We start from the raw sequence: 16770 nt of genomic DNA, 5'->3' as shown, positions 1-16770 counted from the left end.
AGTTGAGTCTATTCCGCTCAACCTTTGGATGAACGGTCGGGGCGGACCCGCAGCGCGGGGCGTTCGGGCGAGGCCGCGGGCTCGCGGGCCGTCCTCGGCGGCAGGGCCCGGGCCTGCGCCATCCGCGCCTGGTGGGTCCCGGCCGTGCGCCGGGTCAGCGCCAGCAGTTCCCGGGCCGGGCCGGTCGGCCGCTGCCCGGCCGGCCAGACCGCCCGCAGCGGGCGCCGCAGGTCCAGCTCCTCCGCCAGCCGCACCGCCACCAGCCGCCGGGTCGCCAGCTCCTCCACCACCGCCAGCTCGCTCAGGCAGACCGGCCCGGCCCCGGTCATCGCGGCCGCCTTCAGCGCCGTCGAGGAGGCCAGCTCCAGCCGCGGCGGCGCGGTGCCCCCGTACGGCGCCAGCGCCATCTCCAGCACCTCCCGGGTGCCCGAACCCGGTTCGCGCAGCACCAGCGGGGTCTGCGCCAGCTCCCGGCCGGACAGCGGCGCGCGGCGCCGTGCCCACGGATGGTCCGGCGCCACCACGACCACCAGCCGGTCGGCCGCCACCACCGCGCCCGCGAGCCCCGCCGGGGGCAGCGGCCCCTCGACGAAGCCGAGGCCCGCCTCCCCGGCCAGCACGTGGCCCGCGACGTCCGCCGAGTTGGCGGTGCGCAGCGTCACCGCCGTGCCGGGGCTGACCGCGTGCAGCGCCAGCAGCCAGCCCGGCATCAGGTACTCGGCGACGGTCAGGCTGGCCACCACGGTCAGCCGGGCGTCCCGGCGCTCGCGCAGCGCGTCGATCCCGGCGTCCAGCGCCTGCGCCGCCTCCACCACCTGCCGCGCCCACTCGACCACCAGCCGGCCCGCCTCGGTGGGCCGGGAGCCGCGCGGGGAGCGCTCCAGCAGTGGGACGCCGATCTGCCGCTCCATGCCCTTGATCCTGGCACTGGCGGTCGGCTGGCTCACCCCGAGTTCGGCGGCCGCCCGGCCGACGCTGCCGAGCCGGGCCACCGCGAGCAGCAGCTCCAGCGCACCGAGTTCGGGGACGCGCGGAGAGAGGGCCATAGACTCAGGCTATGCCCTCATAGAGCGGGCGGCGCTACCGCCACCGCCCGGGCCGGGCGACGGTGGGTGCCATGGCCACCCTGCTCAGCCCCGCCCCCAGTCCCCGCGCGTCCGTCCGCGTCCGCCGTCCCGACCTCGCCCAGCTCGGCCCGAACTGGTACGCGGTGGTCATGGGGACGGCCATCACGGCCAACGGCGCGGCCGTCCTGCCGGTCGGGTGGCCGGGGCTGACCGGCTTCGCCGAGCTGATGTGGGCGCTCGGGCTGGCCGGCCTGCTGGTGATCGGCGCCGCCCGGGCCGTCCACCTCACCCGGCACCGCGCGGCCGCCCGCGCCCACCTGCTGGACGACCCGGCCACCGCCGTCTTCTACGGCTGCCCGCCGATGGCGCTGCTCGCGGTGGGCCTCGGCACCCTGACCGTCGGCTCCCGGGTGATCGGCACCGGCCCGGCCGTGGCGCTCGACCTCGCGCTCTGGACGGCCGGCACGCTGTACGCGCTCGCCGTCGCGGCCGGCATCCCGTACCTGATGATCACCCGGCACGCCGTCTCCCCGCTCACCGCCAACCCGACCTGGCTGCTGCCCGTGGTCGCCCCGCTGGTCGCCTCCGCCACCGGCCCGGCGCTCGTCCCGCACCTGCCGGCCGGCGCGGCCCGGCAGACCCTGCTGTACGGGTGCGCGACGCTGTTCGGGATCGGCCTGCTGGCCACCCTGGCGCTGCTGCCGGTGGTGCTCACCGGCCTGGTGCACAGCAAGCTGCCCGCCCTGGCGCTCACCCCGACGCTCTTCCTGGTGCTCGGCCCGCTCGGCCAGTCCACCACCGCCGTCCACCAGCTGGCCGACGCCGCGGGCCCGGTCTTCCCCGGCCTGGCGCCCGCGGCGGTCGCCCTCGCCGAGCTGTTCGGGGTGGCGGTGCTGGGCGTCGCGATGCTCTGGCTGCTGCTCGCCGTCGCGGCCAACCTGCGCGCCCGGCGGGCCGGGATGGGGTTCGCGATGACCTGGTGGGCCTTCACCTTCCCGGTCGGCACCTGCGTCACCGGGGCGTCCGCGCTCGCCCGGCACACCGGCTTCCCCGGCTTCACCGGGCTCGCCGCCGCCCTGTTCGTTCTGCTGCTCGCCGGCTGGGCGCTCGCGGCGGGCGGCACGGCCGCCGCCCTGGCCGGCGGCCGGCTGCTGGCCCGCTGAGGCCGCAGGGCTCGCGGGGGCGGGTGCCGCCTTCCTGCGAACCCGCCCTGAACGGTTCGTTCATCGCTGACCAGCCGTTCACCGAGGCCGGCATCATCGACGGCAGCCTGCGCGGGCCGGAGTTCGGATCCGGCCGGCCGAGGCGCTGCGGCGCCGAGCCGCCGCTGCGGGACCGCCACCCGGTTTCCGGAACACGCAACTCCGCCGCCGACCGGACGGACGGTCGGACAATCCTCCCCCGTACCCCTCTGACCTGGGGTTTCACAGCAACCGGCAACGTACTGCGGAAGCGTGCGGCGAACCGCCGGTGCAGGTTCCTGCAATTGCGAGAACATGCAGCAGGGTGGTACTTGTTCACCGGCCGTCACGCTGTGAGGGTGGAGTCACGCCAGGTCGTCCGGGCAACCGCAGCCCGAAGCAGGCGACTTGCTCTTCATACTGGATGCGACCGGTACGTCCGCACGTACCTGCATATCGGGGGGGAGAGCGCCGGCCGGGACGCCATGTGTGGTGATGGCCCCCGTGACCGGAGCCGTCGAGGCGTTGCTGCTCCGCCTCGACGGAAGCGCTGGGACCGGCGTACACCGGCGGCCCCTGGACCCGGGTGCGACGGCACCCGGGGTCCGGGGGACCGTCGGGCGCCAGTACCTTGATCATCGCCCGCCACCGCGCGCGGCACGCTGAGCACCGACACCCAGAGCATCCGGCAGGGAGCGTTCGACGTGACGTTCGAGGCGACGGCGGACCCGAGCACCACCCGGGGCACCGCCGCCGGCGACGGGAGCGCGACCGCCGCCGGGGCGGCCAGCGAGCCCGACGAGGCCGCGCGCCGCGTCTACCTCGCGATCCTCGCCGACGGCGGCCGGGTCAGGTTCGCCGACGTCCCCGAGTCCGACCGCGAGCCCGTCCGCCAGCTGGTCTCCATCGGCCTGCTGATGACCAATCCGATGGACGCCTGCTACACCGCCGTCAGCCCCCGCTCGGTCAGCGACCGCCTCGGCGCGGAGCTGCGCAGCGAGGCCACCCGCCTGCTGGTGCGCGCCGAGAACCTGCCCGGCGCCCTGGACTCCCTCACCCGCGCCTACGACGCGATGCCCCGCCCGCCCGAGCGCTCCGGCGGCGCCGTCTACGTCGAGGGCCACATCCACATCCGGCACCGGATCTCCCAGCTGGTCTCCGACTGCCGCACCGAGGTCCTCACCGCCCAGCCCGGCCACCGCCCGCCCGACGCGCTCAAGATCGCCATCCAGCAGGACGTCAAGCTCCTCCAGCGCGGCTGCTCGCTGCGCACCCTCTACCAGCCCGTCGCGATCTCCGAACCGGCCGCCCTCGCCTACGCCGAGGAGGTCACCCGGCGCGGCTCGCTGATCCGGATCCTGGACGAGCCCTTCCAGCGGCTGATGATCTTCGACCGCTCGGTCGCGGTGATCTCCGCCAGCGACGACCACAGCACCGCCGCCTTCATCAGCGACCCGGCCGCGATCGCCTTCATCGTCAACGCCTTCGAGCGCGACTGGTCCCGGGCCGACGCCACCGACTGGTCCGCCGTGCTCAGCCAGGGGCCCGCCCACAACGCGCCCGACCGGGTCGGCCGGCTGCTCGCCCGCGGCCTGACCCAGCGCGCCGTCGCCACCCGCCTCGGCCTGAGCGAGCGCACCGTGGCCGCCCACATCTCCCGGCTGCGCGACCGCTACGGCGCCCAGACCCTCTTCCAGCTCGGCTGGCTGATGCGCGGCGGCCGTGATGACGGATGAGCCCACCGCCGCGGAGCACGGCCTCTACCTGACCGCGCTGGCCAACGGCGGCCGGCTCACCGCGTCGTGCGCCGCCGATCCGGCGGCGCTGGCGGGTCTGGTCACCCGCGGTCTGCTCGAACGCACCGCGGGCGGGTACAGCGCCGTCAGCCCGCGCACGGCCGGGGACCGGCGGGCCGCCGCGCTGCGCACCGAGGCGACCCGGCTGCTGGTCCGCGCCGAGCAGTTGCCCGGTGCCCTCGCGCCGCTGAGCGCCGCCTTCGACGCCGCCCGGCAGCCGGCCCCGCTGTCGCCCTGCGTCGAGGGCCCGGAGGCCATCCGGCACCGGCTCGCCCTGTTGGTCGCGGAGTGCCGGGAGGAGCTGCTGACGGCCCAGCCGGGGACCCGCCGGCGGGCCACCCTGGAAATGTCGGTCACCCAGGACGTCCCGCTGCTGATGACCGGGCGGCGGATCCGGACCATCTACCAGCCCGTGGTGCGCCGTCAGCCCGAGGTGATCGGGTACGCGAACGCGGTCGTTCCGCACGGCTCGCAGATCCGCCTGCTGGACGAGCCCTTCGACCGGCTGATCATCGTCGACCGGACCACGGCGGTGGTCTCCGCGCGGGCCGACCACAGCGCCGCCGCGTTCATCACCGACCGGGCCACGGTGGACGCGCTGGTCGCCACCTTCGAGCGCGACTGGTGCCGTGCCACCGTCATCGACTGGTCGGCCGCCGCCGCGCACCCGGTGGCCGTCCGGATCGGCCGCCTCCTCTCGCGCGGCTTCACCCAGCGGGCCATCGCCGCCCGGATCGGTCTGAGCGAACGCTCCGTGGCGGCCCACATCTCCCGCCTGCGCGAGCGCCACGGCGCCCGGACCCTGTTCCAGCTCGGATGGCGGATGCGGGGCTGCCGCGATGACTGAGCGGTGGTCAGCCGGTGGCCGCGCCGGTGGGCCAGTAGCCGGCCGGGCCGACGGCGGGGGGCTGCTGCCGGGGGACGGTGAACTGCTCGCCGGGGGCGGTCCAGAAGCCCTCACGCAGCGAGAGCGCCATGCCGGCCCAGTCGAGGGCGGTCTCCACGGTGTGGTGGAGGGCCTCCTGGGACCAGGTGTCGTCGAAGACCAGCGGCAGGACGGGGGCGACCTGCTCGATTGTGGCGATCAGCGGGTTGTGGGTGATGGCCTCGTCGACGAGCAGGACGATCGGCTTGCGCAGCGCCGAGGCCCAGCCCAGCTCCAGGCTGACGCCGGCGGACAGCGGCGCGCCGACGTAGGCGAAGACGAGGTCCGCGGACTGCAGCGCGCGGAAGTCCGACGGCACCCGGGGCTCGGGGGCGCGCCCGGCGACGGTCCAGGCGTCACTGTGGTGGGCGCTGTACACGGCGGCGCCGCTGCGGAGGAGGGTGGTGCGAAGCGTCGTCAGCCGCGTCCGGCTGGCGAGGGTCACCACACTGTCCGCGGGCCCGGTCAACCGCATCAGCGGCGCGGCCAGGAACACGCGTGCGCGCCGGCCCTCCTGGGCCTGTGCGGGGAGGTCGCGCAGATAGGGCTCGCTCATGACGACTCCGGGGAAGTGGTGGTCAGGCGAGCAGACATGGCACCGCTGCTCGGAGGTGCTGTTCCGTCCTGCCTGAACAATCAACGTGAGTTATTGCGACGGGCGGGTTGATCGTCCAATGAGACGGGTCTTGGCGTCCACAGCGTCGTGCTGGCATCTGACTGCCAGGCAGTCAGATGACACACCGCCGGGCCTGACCGGCGCGTACGTTGGTTGTGCTCACATCAGGAGAGCTTGTTCGGGGTGAGAGTAGACGTCGTCGACGTGCTCCTGCCAGCCCTCGCAACGCTCTGCGGGTGTCCTGGGGCGTGACACGTCGGCCCTTCATGGGTCATCATATGGTCGCATTAGTGCGACCGTCGCCCGATGAGTCGATGCTCGCAGTAAGTTGTCATGAAAGGAGTGATGTTGTGCTGAAGGCGCGCCGTATTGCTGTCTCTGCATTCCTCCTGGGCATCGCCATGCTCATTGGAGTGGGCTCGGCCACCGCTGATGACTCCCATTGGGGGGCCGACCGCCAGCAGGTTGCCATGCTCGACATGGACAGTCACTGGTAGGACTTTTGCCAGTCAAGGGGAAGGACCGATGCATCGGGCAGCATCGGTCCTTCTTGTTGCCGGGCGAGTTTCCAGCCCAGCTGGAAGAGCGTTTCGACCTCGTGCTCCTCGCGGAGTTCGGCGATGTGGCGGGCCAGTGTGCGCTCGCTCAGTCCGAGCCGGCGCGCGATCGTTCTGTGGCCGGCTCCCTGGAGCATCATCCGGATGATTTGCTGACGCATGCTCGAAACCACCTGGCGGGGGATCTCGTGCGAACCGGAGAAGGGAATGGCCCGCTCCCACTGGCTGCTGAACACGTGCACGATGTAGCTGATCACCGCCTCGTCCCGGATGAAGGCCGCGCGGTCGCGGTTCTCCTCGCCCCCGACGGTGACCACGGCCACCTTGCGGTCGAGCACGATGAGCTTGGCGAACGCCTCGTCGAGGGTCCTCACCTGGCAGCCTGCCTGGGTGATCTCCCGCACGTAGTCGACCGTCGGATTGGAATAGCGCGCACCCGGCTGGTAAATGGTCCGGATGGTGCCGCCGCGCTGCACGAATCTCATGTCCCGGTCGATGGCGATCCGCAATGCGTCGGCCGCCCGGCCGCCGCCGGGCTGCGCGGTCAGCATCTCGCGCGAGGCGTTCTCCAGCAGCGTTTCCAGGAGCTGGTTTATGGTGCCGCGGCCCTGGACGTACTCAATTGATCCGCCGGGTTCCGGTCCGGTGGTGTGCGCCTGGTATTCGAGGCTGAGTTCCTGCAGGGTCGCGTGCAGCGAAATCGACCGGCGGAGCAGATCGGCGGCCTCCATCTGGAGATTGTTCGAGGCCGATTCGGCGAGCTGCCGGGGGTCTTTCACCGCGAAGGTGCCCGGGGGGCCCACTTCCGGATTGAGGAGCCCGAGCCGCAGCAACTCCTGGAGCGGTTCGTGGTCGGATTCCGGCGACAGCGGACAGCCCTGGTCGTCCGTCAGGGGCCCGTCGTGCCGCAGGGCCTTCTGGTACAGGCTTCGGGCCTCGGGAGACAGCACCCCCTCGTGGCTGGCTCCAGACCTGTGTCCGGCACTCATCTGCGGCTCCTCGCCGTTGGCTGGACCGGGTGGACTGCGCGGACCTGGTCCGCCCTGGGCATCCTAGGCGCCGCGTGCCCCCGTGCCGACTGCTGCGTGGTGTTCGAGCCGGTTCCCCGCTTCCTGAACCTTCGCACTGGAACGATACTGCCGGTACCCGCTGTACGGCGGGTACCGGCGGTGGTGCGCGGGCGCGTGACGGTCGTCAGCGCTTGGGACGCCAGACGACGAGGGCGCTGGAGTGCGGGGTCGGGGGCTGGTAGGGGACGAGGTCGCGCCGGTAGGAGGCGTGGATGGTGGCCTCGCGCTGCTGGAGCGCGGTGGCCGCGCCCTCCAGGGAGTCGGCCAGTTCGGCGATCCGCGACTGCAGCGCGGCGACCTGGTTCTCCAGCTCGATGATCCGCTTGATGCCGGCCAGGTTGATGCCCTCGTCCTGGGAGAGCCGCTGGACCTCGCGCAGCTGCTGGATGTCGCGCGCGGAGTAGCGGCGGCCGCGTCCGGCGGTGCGGTCGGGGCTGACCAGGCCGAGCCGGTCGTACTGGCGGAGGGTCTGCGGGTGCAGGCCGGAGAGCTCGGCGGCCACCGAGATCACGTAGACCGGGGTCTCCTCGGTGAGCACGTACGGGGGCTGCGGGGCGGTCCGGCGGGTGGTGCGGCGGGCGCCGCCACCGGGAAGACCGTCGCCGAGGCCGGGGCCGATGGGTTCGTCGGGGGTCATCTGGTCGTCACGCTCCCTTCGCCGCTCGGAAGAGGGCGGCTCGCGGGTCGTCGGAGGCGGTCGCCTCGCGGTACTGCTCCAGAGCGGTCAGGGCGTCGCCGGTGACGGCCTGCGGCACCACGACCTCCACGGTGACCAGCAGGTCGCCGCGGGTGCCGTCCTTGCGGGTGGCGCCCTTGCCGCGGGCCCGCAGGGTCAGGCCGTTGGCGCTGCCCGGGGGCAGCTTGAGCTTCACCGAGGGGCCGTTCAGGGTCGGCACCTCGATGGTGCCGCCGAGGGCCGCCTCGGGGAAGGTCACCGGGACGGTCACCGTCAGGTTGTCGCCCTTGCGCCCGAACACCGCGTGCGGGTCGACGTGGACGGTGACGTACAGGTCGCCGGGCTGGCCGCCGCGCTCGCCCTGGGCGCCCTTGCCCTTGAGACGGATCCGCTGGGCGTCCTGGACGCCGGCCGGGATCCGGACCTGCATGGTGCGGGCGGAGCTGGCGCGGCCGCTGCCGTGGCAGTCGGGGCAGGGGTCGTCGACGATCATGCCGCGGCCCCGGCAGTCCCGGCAGGGCTCGGAGAGCGCGAAGGCGCCCTGGCCGCGGCTGACCGTGCCGGAGCCCACGCAGGTCGGACAGACCCGCGGGGTGGTGCCGGACTTGGCGCCGGTGCCGTTGCAGAGCCGGCAGGGGGCCTGGCTGGTCATCCGCAGCGGGACGGTGGCGCCGTCGACGGCCTCCTCGAAGGAGAGCGTCACCTCGGTCTCGACGTCGGCGCCCCGCCGCGGCTGGGCCTGCCGGGCGCCGCGGTTGAACAGGCCGCCGAAGACGTCGCCCAGCCCGCCGCCGGGGCCGCCGCCCTGGCTGCCGCTGAAGAGGTCGCCGAAGTCGAAGCTGTAGCTGCCGGTGCCGCCGGGGCCGCCCGGCCGGAAGCCGCCGTTGGCGAAGAGGCTGCGGGCCTCGTCGTACTCCTTGCGGCGCTTCTCGTCGGAGAGGACGTCGTACGCCTCGGAGATGTCCTTGAACCGCTCCTCGGCCTTGGTGTCGCCCTTGTTGGCGTCGGGGTGGAACTCGCGCGCCAGCTTGCGGTAGGTCTTCTTGATCTCCGTGGCGCTGGCGTCCTTGGGCACGCCGAGGACCTTGTAGTAGTCCTTCTCCACGTAGTCCTTGCCGCTCATGGCCGGCGCCACCTCCCGAGGTCCATCGTCACAGTGCTGTCAACGGGCCGGGCACGGTCCTCCGTGCCCGGGGACGCCGACAGCGCGCTGCGGAGCCGGCCGCCGTACTGGCCGGCGTACGACTCCGCAGCGCAAGGGTTGTCAACCGTCACCGGTGGTCAGCTGTCCGAGCCACCGTCGGCCTGGTCCTTCTTCTCCCCGCCCTTGGCGGTGTCGGCGTCCGGGCCGGACGTGGTCTGGGTGCCCGGCTGGGGCTCCGCGACCGCGACCATCGCCGGGCGGATGATCCGCTCGCCGATCCGGTAGCCGGGCTGGAGGATCTGGACACAGGTGTCCTCGGTGACGTCCGAGGAGTAGCTGTGCATCAGCGCCTCGTGCATGGTCGGGTCGAAGGGCTCGCCCTCCTTGCCGAACTGCTGCAGGCCCAGCTTGGCGACGACCGTCTCCAGCGACTCCGCGACGGACTTGAAGCCGCCCGTCACCTCGCCGTGGTCGCGGGCGCGGCCGATGTCGTCCAGCACCGGGATCAGCGACTCCAGGATGTTGGAGACGGCGATCTCGCGGACCGTCAGCCGGTCGCGCTCGACCCGCTTGCGGTAGTTCTGGTACTCGGCCTGCAGGCGCTGGAGATCGGCGGTGCGCTCGGCCACCTCGCGCTTGGCCGCGGCGACCTCGTCCGCACCGGAGCCCTCGGCCCCGGCCGCGGCGGCCTCCTCGGCCGCCTTGATCACGGCCTCCTCGGCGGCGGAGTCGTCGCCGGGCTCGGCACCCTGCGGCTTCTCCGTCATGCCGCACCGCCCTTGGGCTTCTCGTCGTCCACGATCTCGGCGTCGACGACGTCGTCGTCCTTGGCACCGGCGTCGCCGGCGTCACCGGCCGCGCCCGCACCGGCCGCACCGGCGGCGTCGGCGTTGGCGTACAGCGCCTGGCCGAGCTTCTGGGCGGTGGTGGAGACCTTCTCCGAGGCCTCGCGGATCTTCGCGATGTCCTCGCCCTTCAGGGCTTCCTTCAGCTCGCCGATGGCGGTCTCGACCTCGGTCTTGACGTCGGCCGGCAGCTTGTCGGCGTTGTCGGCGATGAACTTCTCGGTGGAGTAGACGAGCTGCTCGGCCTGGTTGCGGGTCTCCACGGCCTCGCGGCGCTTGTGGTCCTCCTCCGCGTACTGCTCGGCCTCGCGCATCATGCGCTCGATGTCGTCCTTCGGCAGCGCGGAGCCGCCGGTGACGGTCATCTTCTGCTCCTTGCCGGTGCCGAGGTCCTTCGCGCCGACGTGCATGATGCCGTTGGCGTCGATGTCGAAGGTGACCTCGATCTGGGGCAGGCCGCGCGGGGCCGGCGGCAGGCCGGTCAGCTCGAACATGCCGAGCTTCTTGTTGTACGCGGCGATCTCGCGCTCGCCCTGGTAGACCTGGATCTGCACGGACGGCTGGTTGTCCTCGGCCGTGGTGAAGATCTCCGAGCGCTTGGTCGGGATCGTGGTGTTGCGCTCGATCAGCTTGGTCATGATGCCGCCCTTGGTCTCGATGCCGAGGGACAGCGGGGTGACGTCGAGCAGCAGGACGTCCTTGACCTCGCCCTTGAGGACACCGGCCTGGAGCGAGGCGCCGATGGCGACGACCTCGTCCGGGTTGACGCCCTTGTTGGCCTCCTTGCCGCCGGTCAGCTCGCGGACGAGCTCGGCGACGGCCGGCATGCGGGTGGAGCCGCCGACGAGGACGACGTGGTCGATCTCGGAGAGCGAGATGCCGGCGTCCTTGATCACGTTGTGGAACGGGATCTTGCAGCGCTCCAGCAGGTCGGAGGTCAGCTGCTGGAACTGGGCGCGGGTGAGCTTCTCGTCCAGGTGCAGCGGGCCCTCGGCGGAGGCCGTGATGTAGGGCAGGTTGATCGAGGTCTCGGAGGACGAGGACAGCTCGATCTTCGCCTTCTCGGCGGCCTCGCGCAGACGCTGCAGGGCCATCTTGTCCTTGGACAGGTCGACGCCGTGGCCGGCCTGGAAGACCTTGACCAGGTGGTCGACGACCTTCTGGTCCCAGTCGTCGCCACCGAGGTGGTTGTCACCGTTGGTGGCCTTCACCTCGACGACCCCGTCGCCGATCTCCAGCAGCGAGACGTCGAAGGTGCCGCCACCGAGGTCGAAGACCAGGATGGTCTGGTCGTCCTTGTCCAGGCCGTAGGCCAGGGCGGCCGCGGTCGGCTCGTTGACGATGCGCAGGACGTTGAGGCCCGCGATCTCACCGGCCTCCTTGGTGGCCTGGCGCTCGGAGTCGGAGAAGTACGCCGGGACGGTGATGACGGCGTCGGTGACCGTCTCGCCCAGGTAGGACTCGGCGTCGCGCTTCAGCTTCTGCAGGATGAAGGCGCTGATCTGCTGCGGGTTGAAGTCCTTGCCGTCCAGCCCGATCTTCCAGCTGGTGCCCATGTGGCGCTTGACCGAGCGGATGGTGCGGTCGACGTTGGTGACCGCCTGGCGCTTGGCCACCTCGCCGACGAGCACCTCGCCGTTCTTCGCGAAGGCCACGACGGACGGCGTGGTCCGCGCGCCCTCGGCGTTCGTGATGACGGTGGGCTCGCCACCCTCCAGAACGCTGACGACCGAGTTCGTCGTGCCGAGGTCGATGCCGACCGCGCGTGCCATCGTAGATACCTCCACGGAAGAGTTGAGCTTTACGGACTCAAGGATGCATGACCGGCCAGGCGCCGTCAACAGGACTGAGTCCGGTCCGCTCAACTTTGCTGAGCCGTTGGCCCGGAACGGGGCGGCGCGCCGCGGCGGGAGTGCGTTCGCGTGACTGCCGCCATACCTTGAGCATCTTCAGCGGAAGTGTTGGCGAACGGTAATGTCCGGGCCGTCGGCCCTGGAAGTTACCGACGAGTACACTCCCCTTGGAGACACTGCACACCCGCAACTCGCAAGCCGCAGGAGACGGAGAGCCGATGCAGCTAGCAGCGATCGTCATCTCGCTGGTCACGTTCGTGGTCGGCACCGCGCTCGCCGCTCGTGCGGCGCTGTACATCTACCGGGTGGTGCGGACCGGCCAGCCGGACGCCACCCGCTTCGGGCAGCCCGCGCAGCGGGTGAGGACCGTGGCCGTGGAGTTCGTCGGCCACACCCGGATGAACCGCTGGGGGATCGTGGGCATCGCCCACTGGTTCGTCGCGGTCGGCTTCCTCACCCTGGGCCTGACCCTGCTGACCGCCTTCTTCCAGCTGTTCGACGCCGAGTTCGTGCTGCCGGTGCTCGGCGGCTGGCTGCCGTACGAGCTGTTCACCGAGCTGGTCGGCACCCTCACCACGCTGGGCATCGCGACGCTGATCGTCATCCGCCTGCTGAGCCTGCCCGGCCGGGCGGGCCGCAAGTCCCGCTTCGCCGGCTCGATCGCCTGGCAGGCCTTCTACGTCGAGTACACGATCCTCGGCATCGGCCTGTGCATCATGATCCTGCGCGGCCTGGAGGGCGCGCTGGAGGGCGTCGGCTCCTACGAGGCCACGTACCTGATTTCCTACCCGCTGGTGGCGGCCTTCCGCGGCCTGTCCCACGGCACCCTGGAGAACCTGGTCTACCTCTTCGCGATGCTGAAGATCTGCATCTCCTTCGCCTGGGCGATCACCATCGGCGTCAACCCCTCGATGGGCGTCGCCTGGCACCGCTTCCTGGGCTTCTTCAACATCTACTTCAAGCGCGAGGAGGACGGCTCCACCGCGCTCGGCGCACTGCGCCCGATGACCAGCGGCGGCGAGCCGATCGACTTCGAGGACCCGGCCGACGACGCCGTCTTCGGCGTCTCCCAGGTCGAGCACTTCTCCTGGAAGGGCATCCTCGACTTCTCCACCTGCACCGAGTGCGGCCGCTGCCAGTCGCAGTGCCCGGCCTGGAACACCGGCAAGCCGCTCTCCCCGAAGCTGCTGATCATGAGCCTGCGCGAGCACGCCTTCGGCAAGGCTCCCTACCTGCTCGCCGGCGGCGGCAAGGACATGGAGGGCACCGAGCGGGCCACCGCCGAGCAGCTGGGCGACGTCCCCGCGGCCGCCCTGGCCGAGGCCGAGCGCCCGCTGGTCGGCACCGCCGAGGAGAACGGCGTCATCGACCCCGACGTGCTGTGGTCCTGCACCACCTGCGGCGCCTGCGTCGAGCAGTGCCCCGTCGACATCGAGCACATCGACCACATCGTCGACATGCGCCGCTACCAGGTGATGATCGAGTCCTCGTTCCCCACCGAGGCCGGCACCATGCTCAAGAACCTGGAGAACAAGGGCAACCCCTGGGGCATGGCCACCAAGGCCCGGCTCGACTGGGTCAAGGAGCTCAAGAAGGAGACCGGCATCGAGGTGCCGGTGATCGGCGAGGACATCGAGCCCGCCGAGGTCGAGTACCTGTACTGGGTCGGCTGCGCCGGCGCCCTGGAGGACCGCGCGAAGAAGACCACCAAGGCCTTCGCCGAGCTGCTGCACACCGCCGGGGTGAGCTTCGCGATCCTCGGCAAGGAGGAGTCCTGCACCGGTGACTCCGCCCGCCGCCTGGGCAACGAGTTCCTCTTCCAGATGCTCGGCGCGCAGAACGTCGAGACCCTGAACGCGGCGCTGGAGGACGCCCCGGTCAAGCGGATCGTGGCGACCTGCCCGCACTGCTTCAACACCATCGCCAACGAGTACCCGCAGCTGGGCGGCCACTTCGAGGTCATCCACCACACCCAGCTGCTGCAGCACCTCATCGACGAGGGCAGGCTCGTGCCGGTAAACCCGGTCGAGGGCCTCATCACCTACCACGACCCCTGCTACCTGGGCCGCCACAACAAGGTCTACAGCCCGCCGCGCGAGATCATGGACAAGGTCCCGGGGCTGCGCCAGCAGGAGATGCACCGCCACAAGGAGCGCGGCTTCTGCTGCGGCGCCGGCGGCGCGCGGATGTGGATGGAGGAGCGCATCGGCAAGCGGATCAACACCGAGCGCGTCGACGAGGCGCTGTCCCTCGACCCGGACATCGTCTCCACCGCCTGCCCGTTCTGCCTGGTCATGCTCTCCGACTCGGTCAACGGCAAGAAGAACGAGGGTGCGGCGAAGGAGCACCTGAAGGTCGTCGACGTCGCCCAGCTGCTGCTCGACTCGGTCAAGGCGATCCCGCCGGCCGGGGCCGAGGAGCCGCAGACCGTCGATGCCTGAGGCGCCGTCCTGACCGGGCGGGCCGTGCGGCGGCCGGCCCGGTAGTTGTTCGACAGTTCTGCTACAACCGCCCGGCCCGGGCGGGGTGCCACCGGCGCCCGCCCGGGCCGGGCTTTTCGGCTCCGCGGGGCCGCCGCGCGGGTGGTGGAGCGCAGGTCGGGCGCCGGGGCGGCGGGGGGTCCGGGCGCCGGGAGGAAATACAGTAGGCGCCGGACCGGCCGCGAGCCGGTCGATCCGTTCCGGCCCCCGGAACGGCGTACAGCAGACCGACGGAGGTATCGGCCCGCCGGGCCGGGCCGCAGAGACCACAAGGGGAACAGCGCAGACCATGACCGAGGCGATCATGCTGGTCGGTGGTAAGGGCACGCGACTGCGTCCGCTGACCACCCACACCCCCAAGCCCATGCTGCCCGTGGCGGGCGTCCCGTTCATCGCGCACCAGCTGGCCCGCGCGGCGGCGGCCGGGGTCACCCGCGTGGTGCTCGCCACCTCCTACCTCGCCGAGGTCTTCGAGGACCACTTCCAGGACGGCACGCCCTACGGCATCGAGCTGGTCTACCTGACCGAGCGCGAGCCGCTCGGCACCGGCGGCGCCATCCGCAACGCGGCCACCGGGCTCACCTGCGGCCCCGACGAGCCGGTCCTGGTGTTCAACGGCGACATCCTCTCCGGCGTCGACATCGCCGCCCTGCGCGACGGCCACGTGGCCGCCGGGGCCGACGTCACCCTGCACCTCACCCGGGTCGAGGACCCGCGCGCCTTCGGGCTCGTCCCCACCGACGCCGACGGGCGGGTGCTGGAGTTCCTGGAGAAGCCGGAGACGCCGGAGCAGATCGTCACCGACCAGATCAACGCCGGCTGCTACGTCTTCACCCGCTCGGTCATCGACCGCATCCCGGCCGGCCGCGAGGTCTCCGTCGAGCGCGAGACCTTCCCGGAGCTGCTGGCCACCGGCGCGCTGCTGCGCGGCGTCGTCGACACCTCGTACTGGCTCGACCTCGGCACCCCGGCCGCCTTCGTGCGCGGCTCGGCCGACCTGGTGCTCGGCAAGGTCGACTCGCCGGCCGTCCCCGGCCCGACCGGTGACGCCCTGCTGCTGCCCGGCTCGACCGTGCGGCACGGCGCGGTGCTCAGCGGCGGCACCGTGGTCTCCGAGGGCGCGGTGGTCGAGGCCGGCGCGATCGTCGAGGGCAGCGTGATCCTGCCCGGCGCGGTCATCGGGCCGGACACCCTGGTCAAGGACTCGATCGTGGGCGCCTTCGCGGTCATCGGCGACCGGACCGCGCTGGACGGCGCGGTGATCGGCGACGGGGCGATCGTCGAGTCCGACAACGAGCTGCCGAACGGCGTGCGGATCGCCTGCGGCACGCTGCTGCCGGTCGGCGCCGTGCGCACCTCGGCCGGGCCGGGCGGGTGCCCGGCCGGCACCAGCGCGGCGGCGGCGGTGCACGGGCCGAAGGTCGGCGTGCGGGGTTAGGCCCTTTCTTCCGGATCCGTCGGCGGTGTCGCCGGCTCACCGGCTCACCGGCGTCGTCGGCGTCGCCGGCGTCACAGGCTCGCTGCAAAGCGGTCGCCGGACCGCCGCGGGTTCCGCCGGGCGGGTACCTTCGGAACGTGGCTGGCAATCGATACGACAGCGGTCAGGGCGCCGACCCCCGTGGCGGGTGGTCGGCGCCCCCGCAGCAGCAGGCGGCGCCCGGGGGGTACGGGCCGACGGACGGACCGGAGTACTTCACCGGCCCGCAGCAGGGGCCGCACCAGGACCCGTACGGCGGGTACGACCCGTACGGCCCGCGGACCCCGTACCCGCAGGGCCCGCACCAGGACCCGTACGCGGCCGACCACCCGGGCCACACCCGGGCCTTCCCGGTCGGCGCCGACCCGTACGCGGGCGAGCCCTCCTCCTACGGCCACGGCCAGGAGCAGCCGCCCACCGGGTACGCGGACGGGTACGGCCAGGACAACGTCGCCGTCTACCGGGCCGGCGGCCAGTCCGCGCCGCAGGTCACCGGCCCCCGGCCGACCTGGCGCGAGCTGCTGACCGGGCTGTTCCGCACCCCCACCGCGATCTTCGACCGCACCCGCGACCACCAGGTCTGGCTCCCCGCCGTCACCGTCTCCCTGCTGTACGGCGCCCTCGCCGTGCTCGGCATCGGCCTGACCCGCGACGACGTGGTCAACTCGGCCTTCACGGTCGCGCTCACCGCGATGCTCGCCGCCGCGATCGGCTTCACCCTGGCCGGCGCCATGCTCGGCGCCGTCACCTACGGCCTGGCCCGGCAGTTCGGCGGCGACGGCCCGTGGCAGTCCACGGTCGGCCTGGCCGTGCTGATCGGCTGGGTCACCGACGCGCCCCGGCTGCTGCTGGCGCTCGTCCTGCCGGCCGACAACCTGCTCGTCCAGGCCGTCGGCTGGGCCACCTGGCTGCTCTGCGGCTATCTGCTGACCCTCATGGTCCGCCGGGTGCACGACCTGCCGTGGGGCAAGGCGGCCGGCGCGGCCGCGCTGCAGCTGCTGGCCCTGCTGGTGCTGATCAAGCTGCCGACCCTGGGCTGACCGGGGGGCCTCCCGGCGGTCCGGGACGCTCGGCGACAATGGA

At 72.3% G+C, this 16770-nt stretch carries 13 protein-coding genes and 1 pseudogene; 7 read left to right on the top strand and 7 right to left on the bottom strand.

What is annotated here, in order from left to right; translation table 11 throughout:
- Positions 1–17: 17 nt before the first annotated feature.
- A complete protein-coding gene (locus tag ACF1AK_RS07035) occupies positions 18–1046 on the bottom strand; it encodes a LysR family transcriptional regulator (protein WP_391497717.1) in 1029 nt (342 codons plus the stop codon).
- Positions 1047–1117: 71 nt separating this feature from the next.
- Between ACF1AK_RS07035 and ACF1AK_RS07030 the strand changes: the two genes are divergently transcribed.
- From ACF1AK_RS07030 to ACF1AK_RS07020, 3 genes are all read left to right on the top strand, one after another.
- Positions 1118–2230: a TDT family transporter gene (locus ACF1AK_RS07030; RefSeq protein ID WP_391497716.1), complete on the top strand. Its 1113-nt coding sequence runs from the start codon at positions 1118–1120 to the stop codon at positions 2228–2230.
- A 722-nt stretch (positions 2231–2952) separates the two neighbouring features.
- Positions 2953–3984, top strand: a complete 1032-nt coding sequence (locus ACF1AK_RS07025) for a LuxR C-terminal-related transcriptional regulator (RefSeq protein WP_391497715.1) — start codon at positions 2953–2955, stop codon at positions 3982–3984.
- Positions 3974–4891: a LuxR family transcriptional regulator gene (locus ACF1AK_RS07020; protein ID WP_391497714.1), complete on the top strand. Its 918-nt coding sequence runs from the start codon at positions 3974–3976 to the stop codon at positions 4889–4891. The genes ACF1AK_RS07025 and ACF1AK_RS07020 overlap by 11 nt, the downstream gene beginning before the upstream one ends.
- Positions 4892–4898: 7 nt before the next feature.
- Here the strand turns inward: ACF1AK_RS07020 and ACF1AK_RS07015 are convergent, their stop codons facing one another.
- Positions 4899–5525 carry a hypothetical protein gene (locus ACF1AK_RS07015; protein ID WP_391497713.1) on the bottom strand — a complete coding sequence of 209 codons (627 nt, stop codon included), beginning with the start codon at positions 5523–5525 and terminating at the stop codon, positions 4899–4901.
- Between the two features lie 410 nt (positions 5526–5935).
- On the opposite strand from ACF1AK_RS07015, the gene ACF1AK_RS07010 reads away from it, so the two are divergent.
- Positions 5936–6082 carry a hypothetical protein gene (locus ACF1AK_RS07010; RefSeq protein ID WP_380290003.1) on the top strand — a complete coding sequence of 49 codons (147 nt, stop codon included), beginning with the start codon at positions 5936–5938 and terminating at the stop codon, positions 6080–6082.
- On the opposite strand, the gene ACF1AK_RS07005 is transcribed toward ACF1AK_RS07010, so the two are convergent.
- From ACF1AK_RS07005 to dnaK, 5 genes are all read right to left on the bottom strand, one after another.
- Positions 6073–7131: a helix-turn-helix domain-containing protein gene (locus tag ACF1AK_RS07005; protein ID WP_391497712.1), complete on the bottom strand. Its 1059-nt coding sequence runs from the start codon at positions 7129–7131 to the stop codon at positions 6073–6075. The two genes, ACF1AK_RS07010 and ACF1AK_RS07005, sit on opposite strands and share 10 nt — an antisense overlap.
- Before the next feature lie 205 nt (positions 7132–7336).
- Entirely contained in the window at positions 7337–7849 is a 513-nt protein-coding gene (locus ACF1AK_RS07000) for a heat shock protein transcriptional repressor HspR (protein ID WP_391497711.1), read from the bottom strand.
- 7 nt (positions 7850–7856) lie between these two features.
- Entirely contained in the window at positions 7857–9011 is a 1155-nt protein-coding gene (dnaJ, locus tag ACF1AK_RS06995; protein ID WP_391497710.1) for a molecular chaperone DnaJ, read from the bottom strand.
- Between the two features lie 158 nt (positions 9012–9169).
- Positions 9170–9799: a nucleotide exchange factor GrpE gene (grpE, locus tag ACF1AK_RS06990; RefSeq protein WP_391497709.1), complete on the bottom strand. Its 630-nt coding sequence runs from the start codon at positions 9797–9799 to the stop codon at positions 9170–9172.
- The gene (gene dnaK, locus ACF1AK_RS06985) at positions 9796–11649 is read right to left on the bottom strand and encodes a molecular chaperone DnaK (RefSeq protein ID WP_391497708.1); all 1854 of its coding nucleotides are present in this window, start codon (positions 11647–11649) and stop codon (positions 9796–9798) included. The genes grpE and dnaK overlap by 4 nt, the downstream gene beginning before the upstream one ends.
- Positions 11650–11948: 299 nt before the next feature.
- On the opposite strand from dnaK, the gene ACF1AK_RS06980 reads away from it, so the two are divergent.
- The 3 genes and pseudogenes from ACF1AK_RS06980 (at position 11949) to ACF1AK_RS06970 (ending at position 16727) form a co-directional block, all read left to right on the top strand.
- A complete protein-coding gene (locus ACF1AK_RS06980) occupies positions 11949–14171 on the top strand; it encodes a (Fe-S)-binding protein (RefSeq protein ID WP_391497707.1) in 2223 nt (740 codons plus the stop codon).
- Between the two features lie 328 nt (positions 14172–14499).
- Positions 14500–15573: pseudogene (locus tag ACF1AK_RS06975) on the top strand (sugar phosphate nucleotidyltransferase); the annotation flags it as partial.
- 212 nt (positions 15574–15785) lie between these two features.
- A complete protein-coding gene (locus ACF1AK_RS06970) occupies positions 15786–16727 on the top strand; it encodes a YIP1 family protein (RefSeq protein ID WP_391497706.1) in 942 nt (313 codons plus the stop codon).
- Positions 16728–16770: the final 43 nt, after the last annotated feature.

The organism is Kitasatospora sp. NPDC015120 (assembly GCF_043080305.1).
GTDB lineage: Bacteria > Actinomycetota > Actinomycetes > Streptomycetales > Streptomycetaceae > Kitasatospora.
The sequence above is the reverse complement of the archived record's forward strand: the minus strand, read 5'-3'. Positions and strand labels throughout refer to the sequence as shown.

Excerpts from the sequence above, each read along its gene's own strand:
- ACF1AK_RS07035 (WP_391497717.1), bottom strand. The coding sequence starts at position 1,046 with ATGGCCCTCTCTCCGCGCGTCCCCGAACTCGGTGCGCTGGAGCTGCTG.
- ACF1AK_RS07030 (WP_391497716.1), top strand. The coding sequence starts at position 1,118 with ATGGCCACCCTGCTCAGCCCCGCCCCCAGTCCCCGCGCGTCCGTCCGC.
- ACF1AK_RS07020 (WP_391497714.1), top strand. The coding sequence starts at position 3,974 with ATGACGGATGAGCCCACCGCCGCGGAGCACGGCCTCTACCTGACCGCG.
- ACF1AK_RS07015 (WP_391497713.1), bottom strand. The coding sequence starts at position 5,525 with ATGAGCGAGCCCTATCTGCGCGACCTCCCCGCACAGGCCCAGGAGGGC.
- ACF1AK_RS07005 (WP_391497712.1), bottom strand. The coding sequence starts at position 7,131 with ATGAGTGCCGGACACAGGTCTGGAGCCAGCCACGAGGGGGTGCTGTCT.
- ACF1AK_RS07000 (WP_391497711.1), bottom strand. The coding sequence starts at position 7,849 with ATGACCCCCGACGAACCCATCGGCCCCGGCCTCGGCGACGGTCTTCCC.
- dnaJ (WP_391497710.1), bottom strand. The coding sequence starts at position 9,011 with ATGAGCGGCAAGGACTACGTGGAGAAGGACTACTACAAGGTCCTCGGC.
- grpE (WP_391497709.1), bottom strand. The coding sequence starts at position 9,799 with ATGACGGAGAAGCCGCAGGGTGCCGAGCCCGGCGACGACTCCGCCGCC.
- dnaK (WP_391497708.1), bottom strand. The coding sequence starts at position 11,649 with ATGGCACGCGCGGTCGGCATCGACCTCGGCACGACGAACTCGGTCGTC.
- ACF1AK_RS06980 (WP_391497707.1), top strand. The coding sequence starts at position 11,949 with ATGCAGCTAGCAGCGATCGTCATCTCGCTGGTCACGTTCGTGGTCGGC.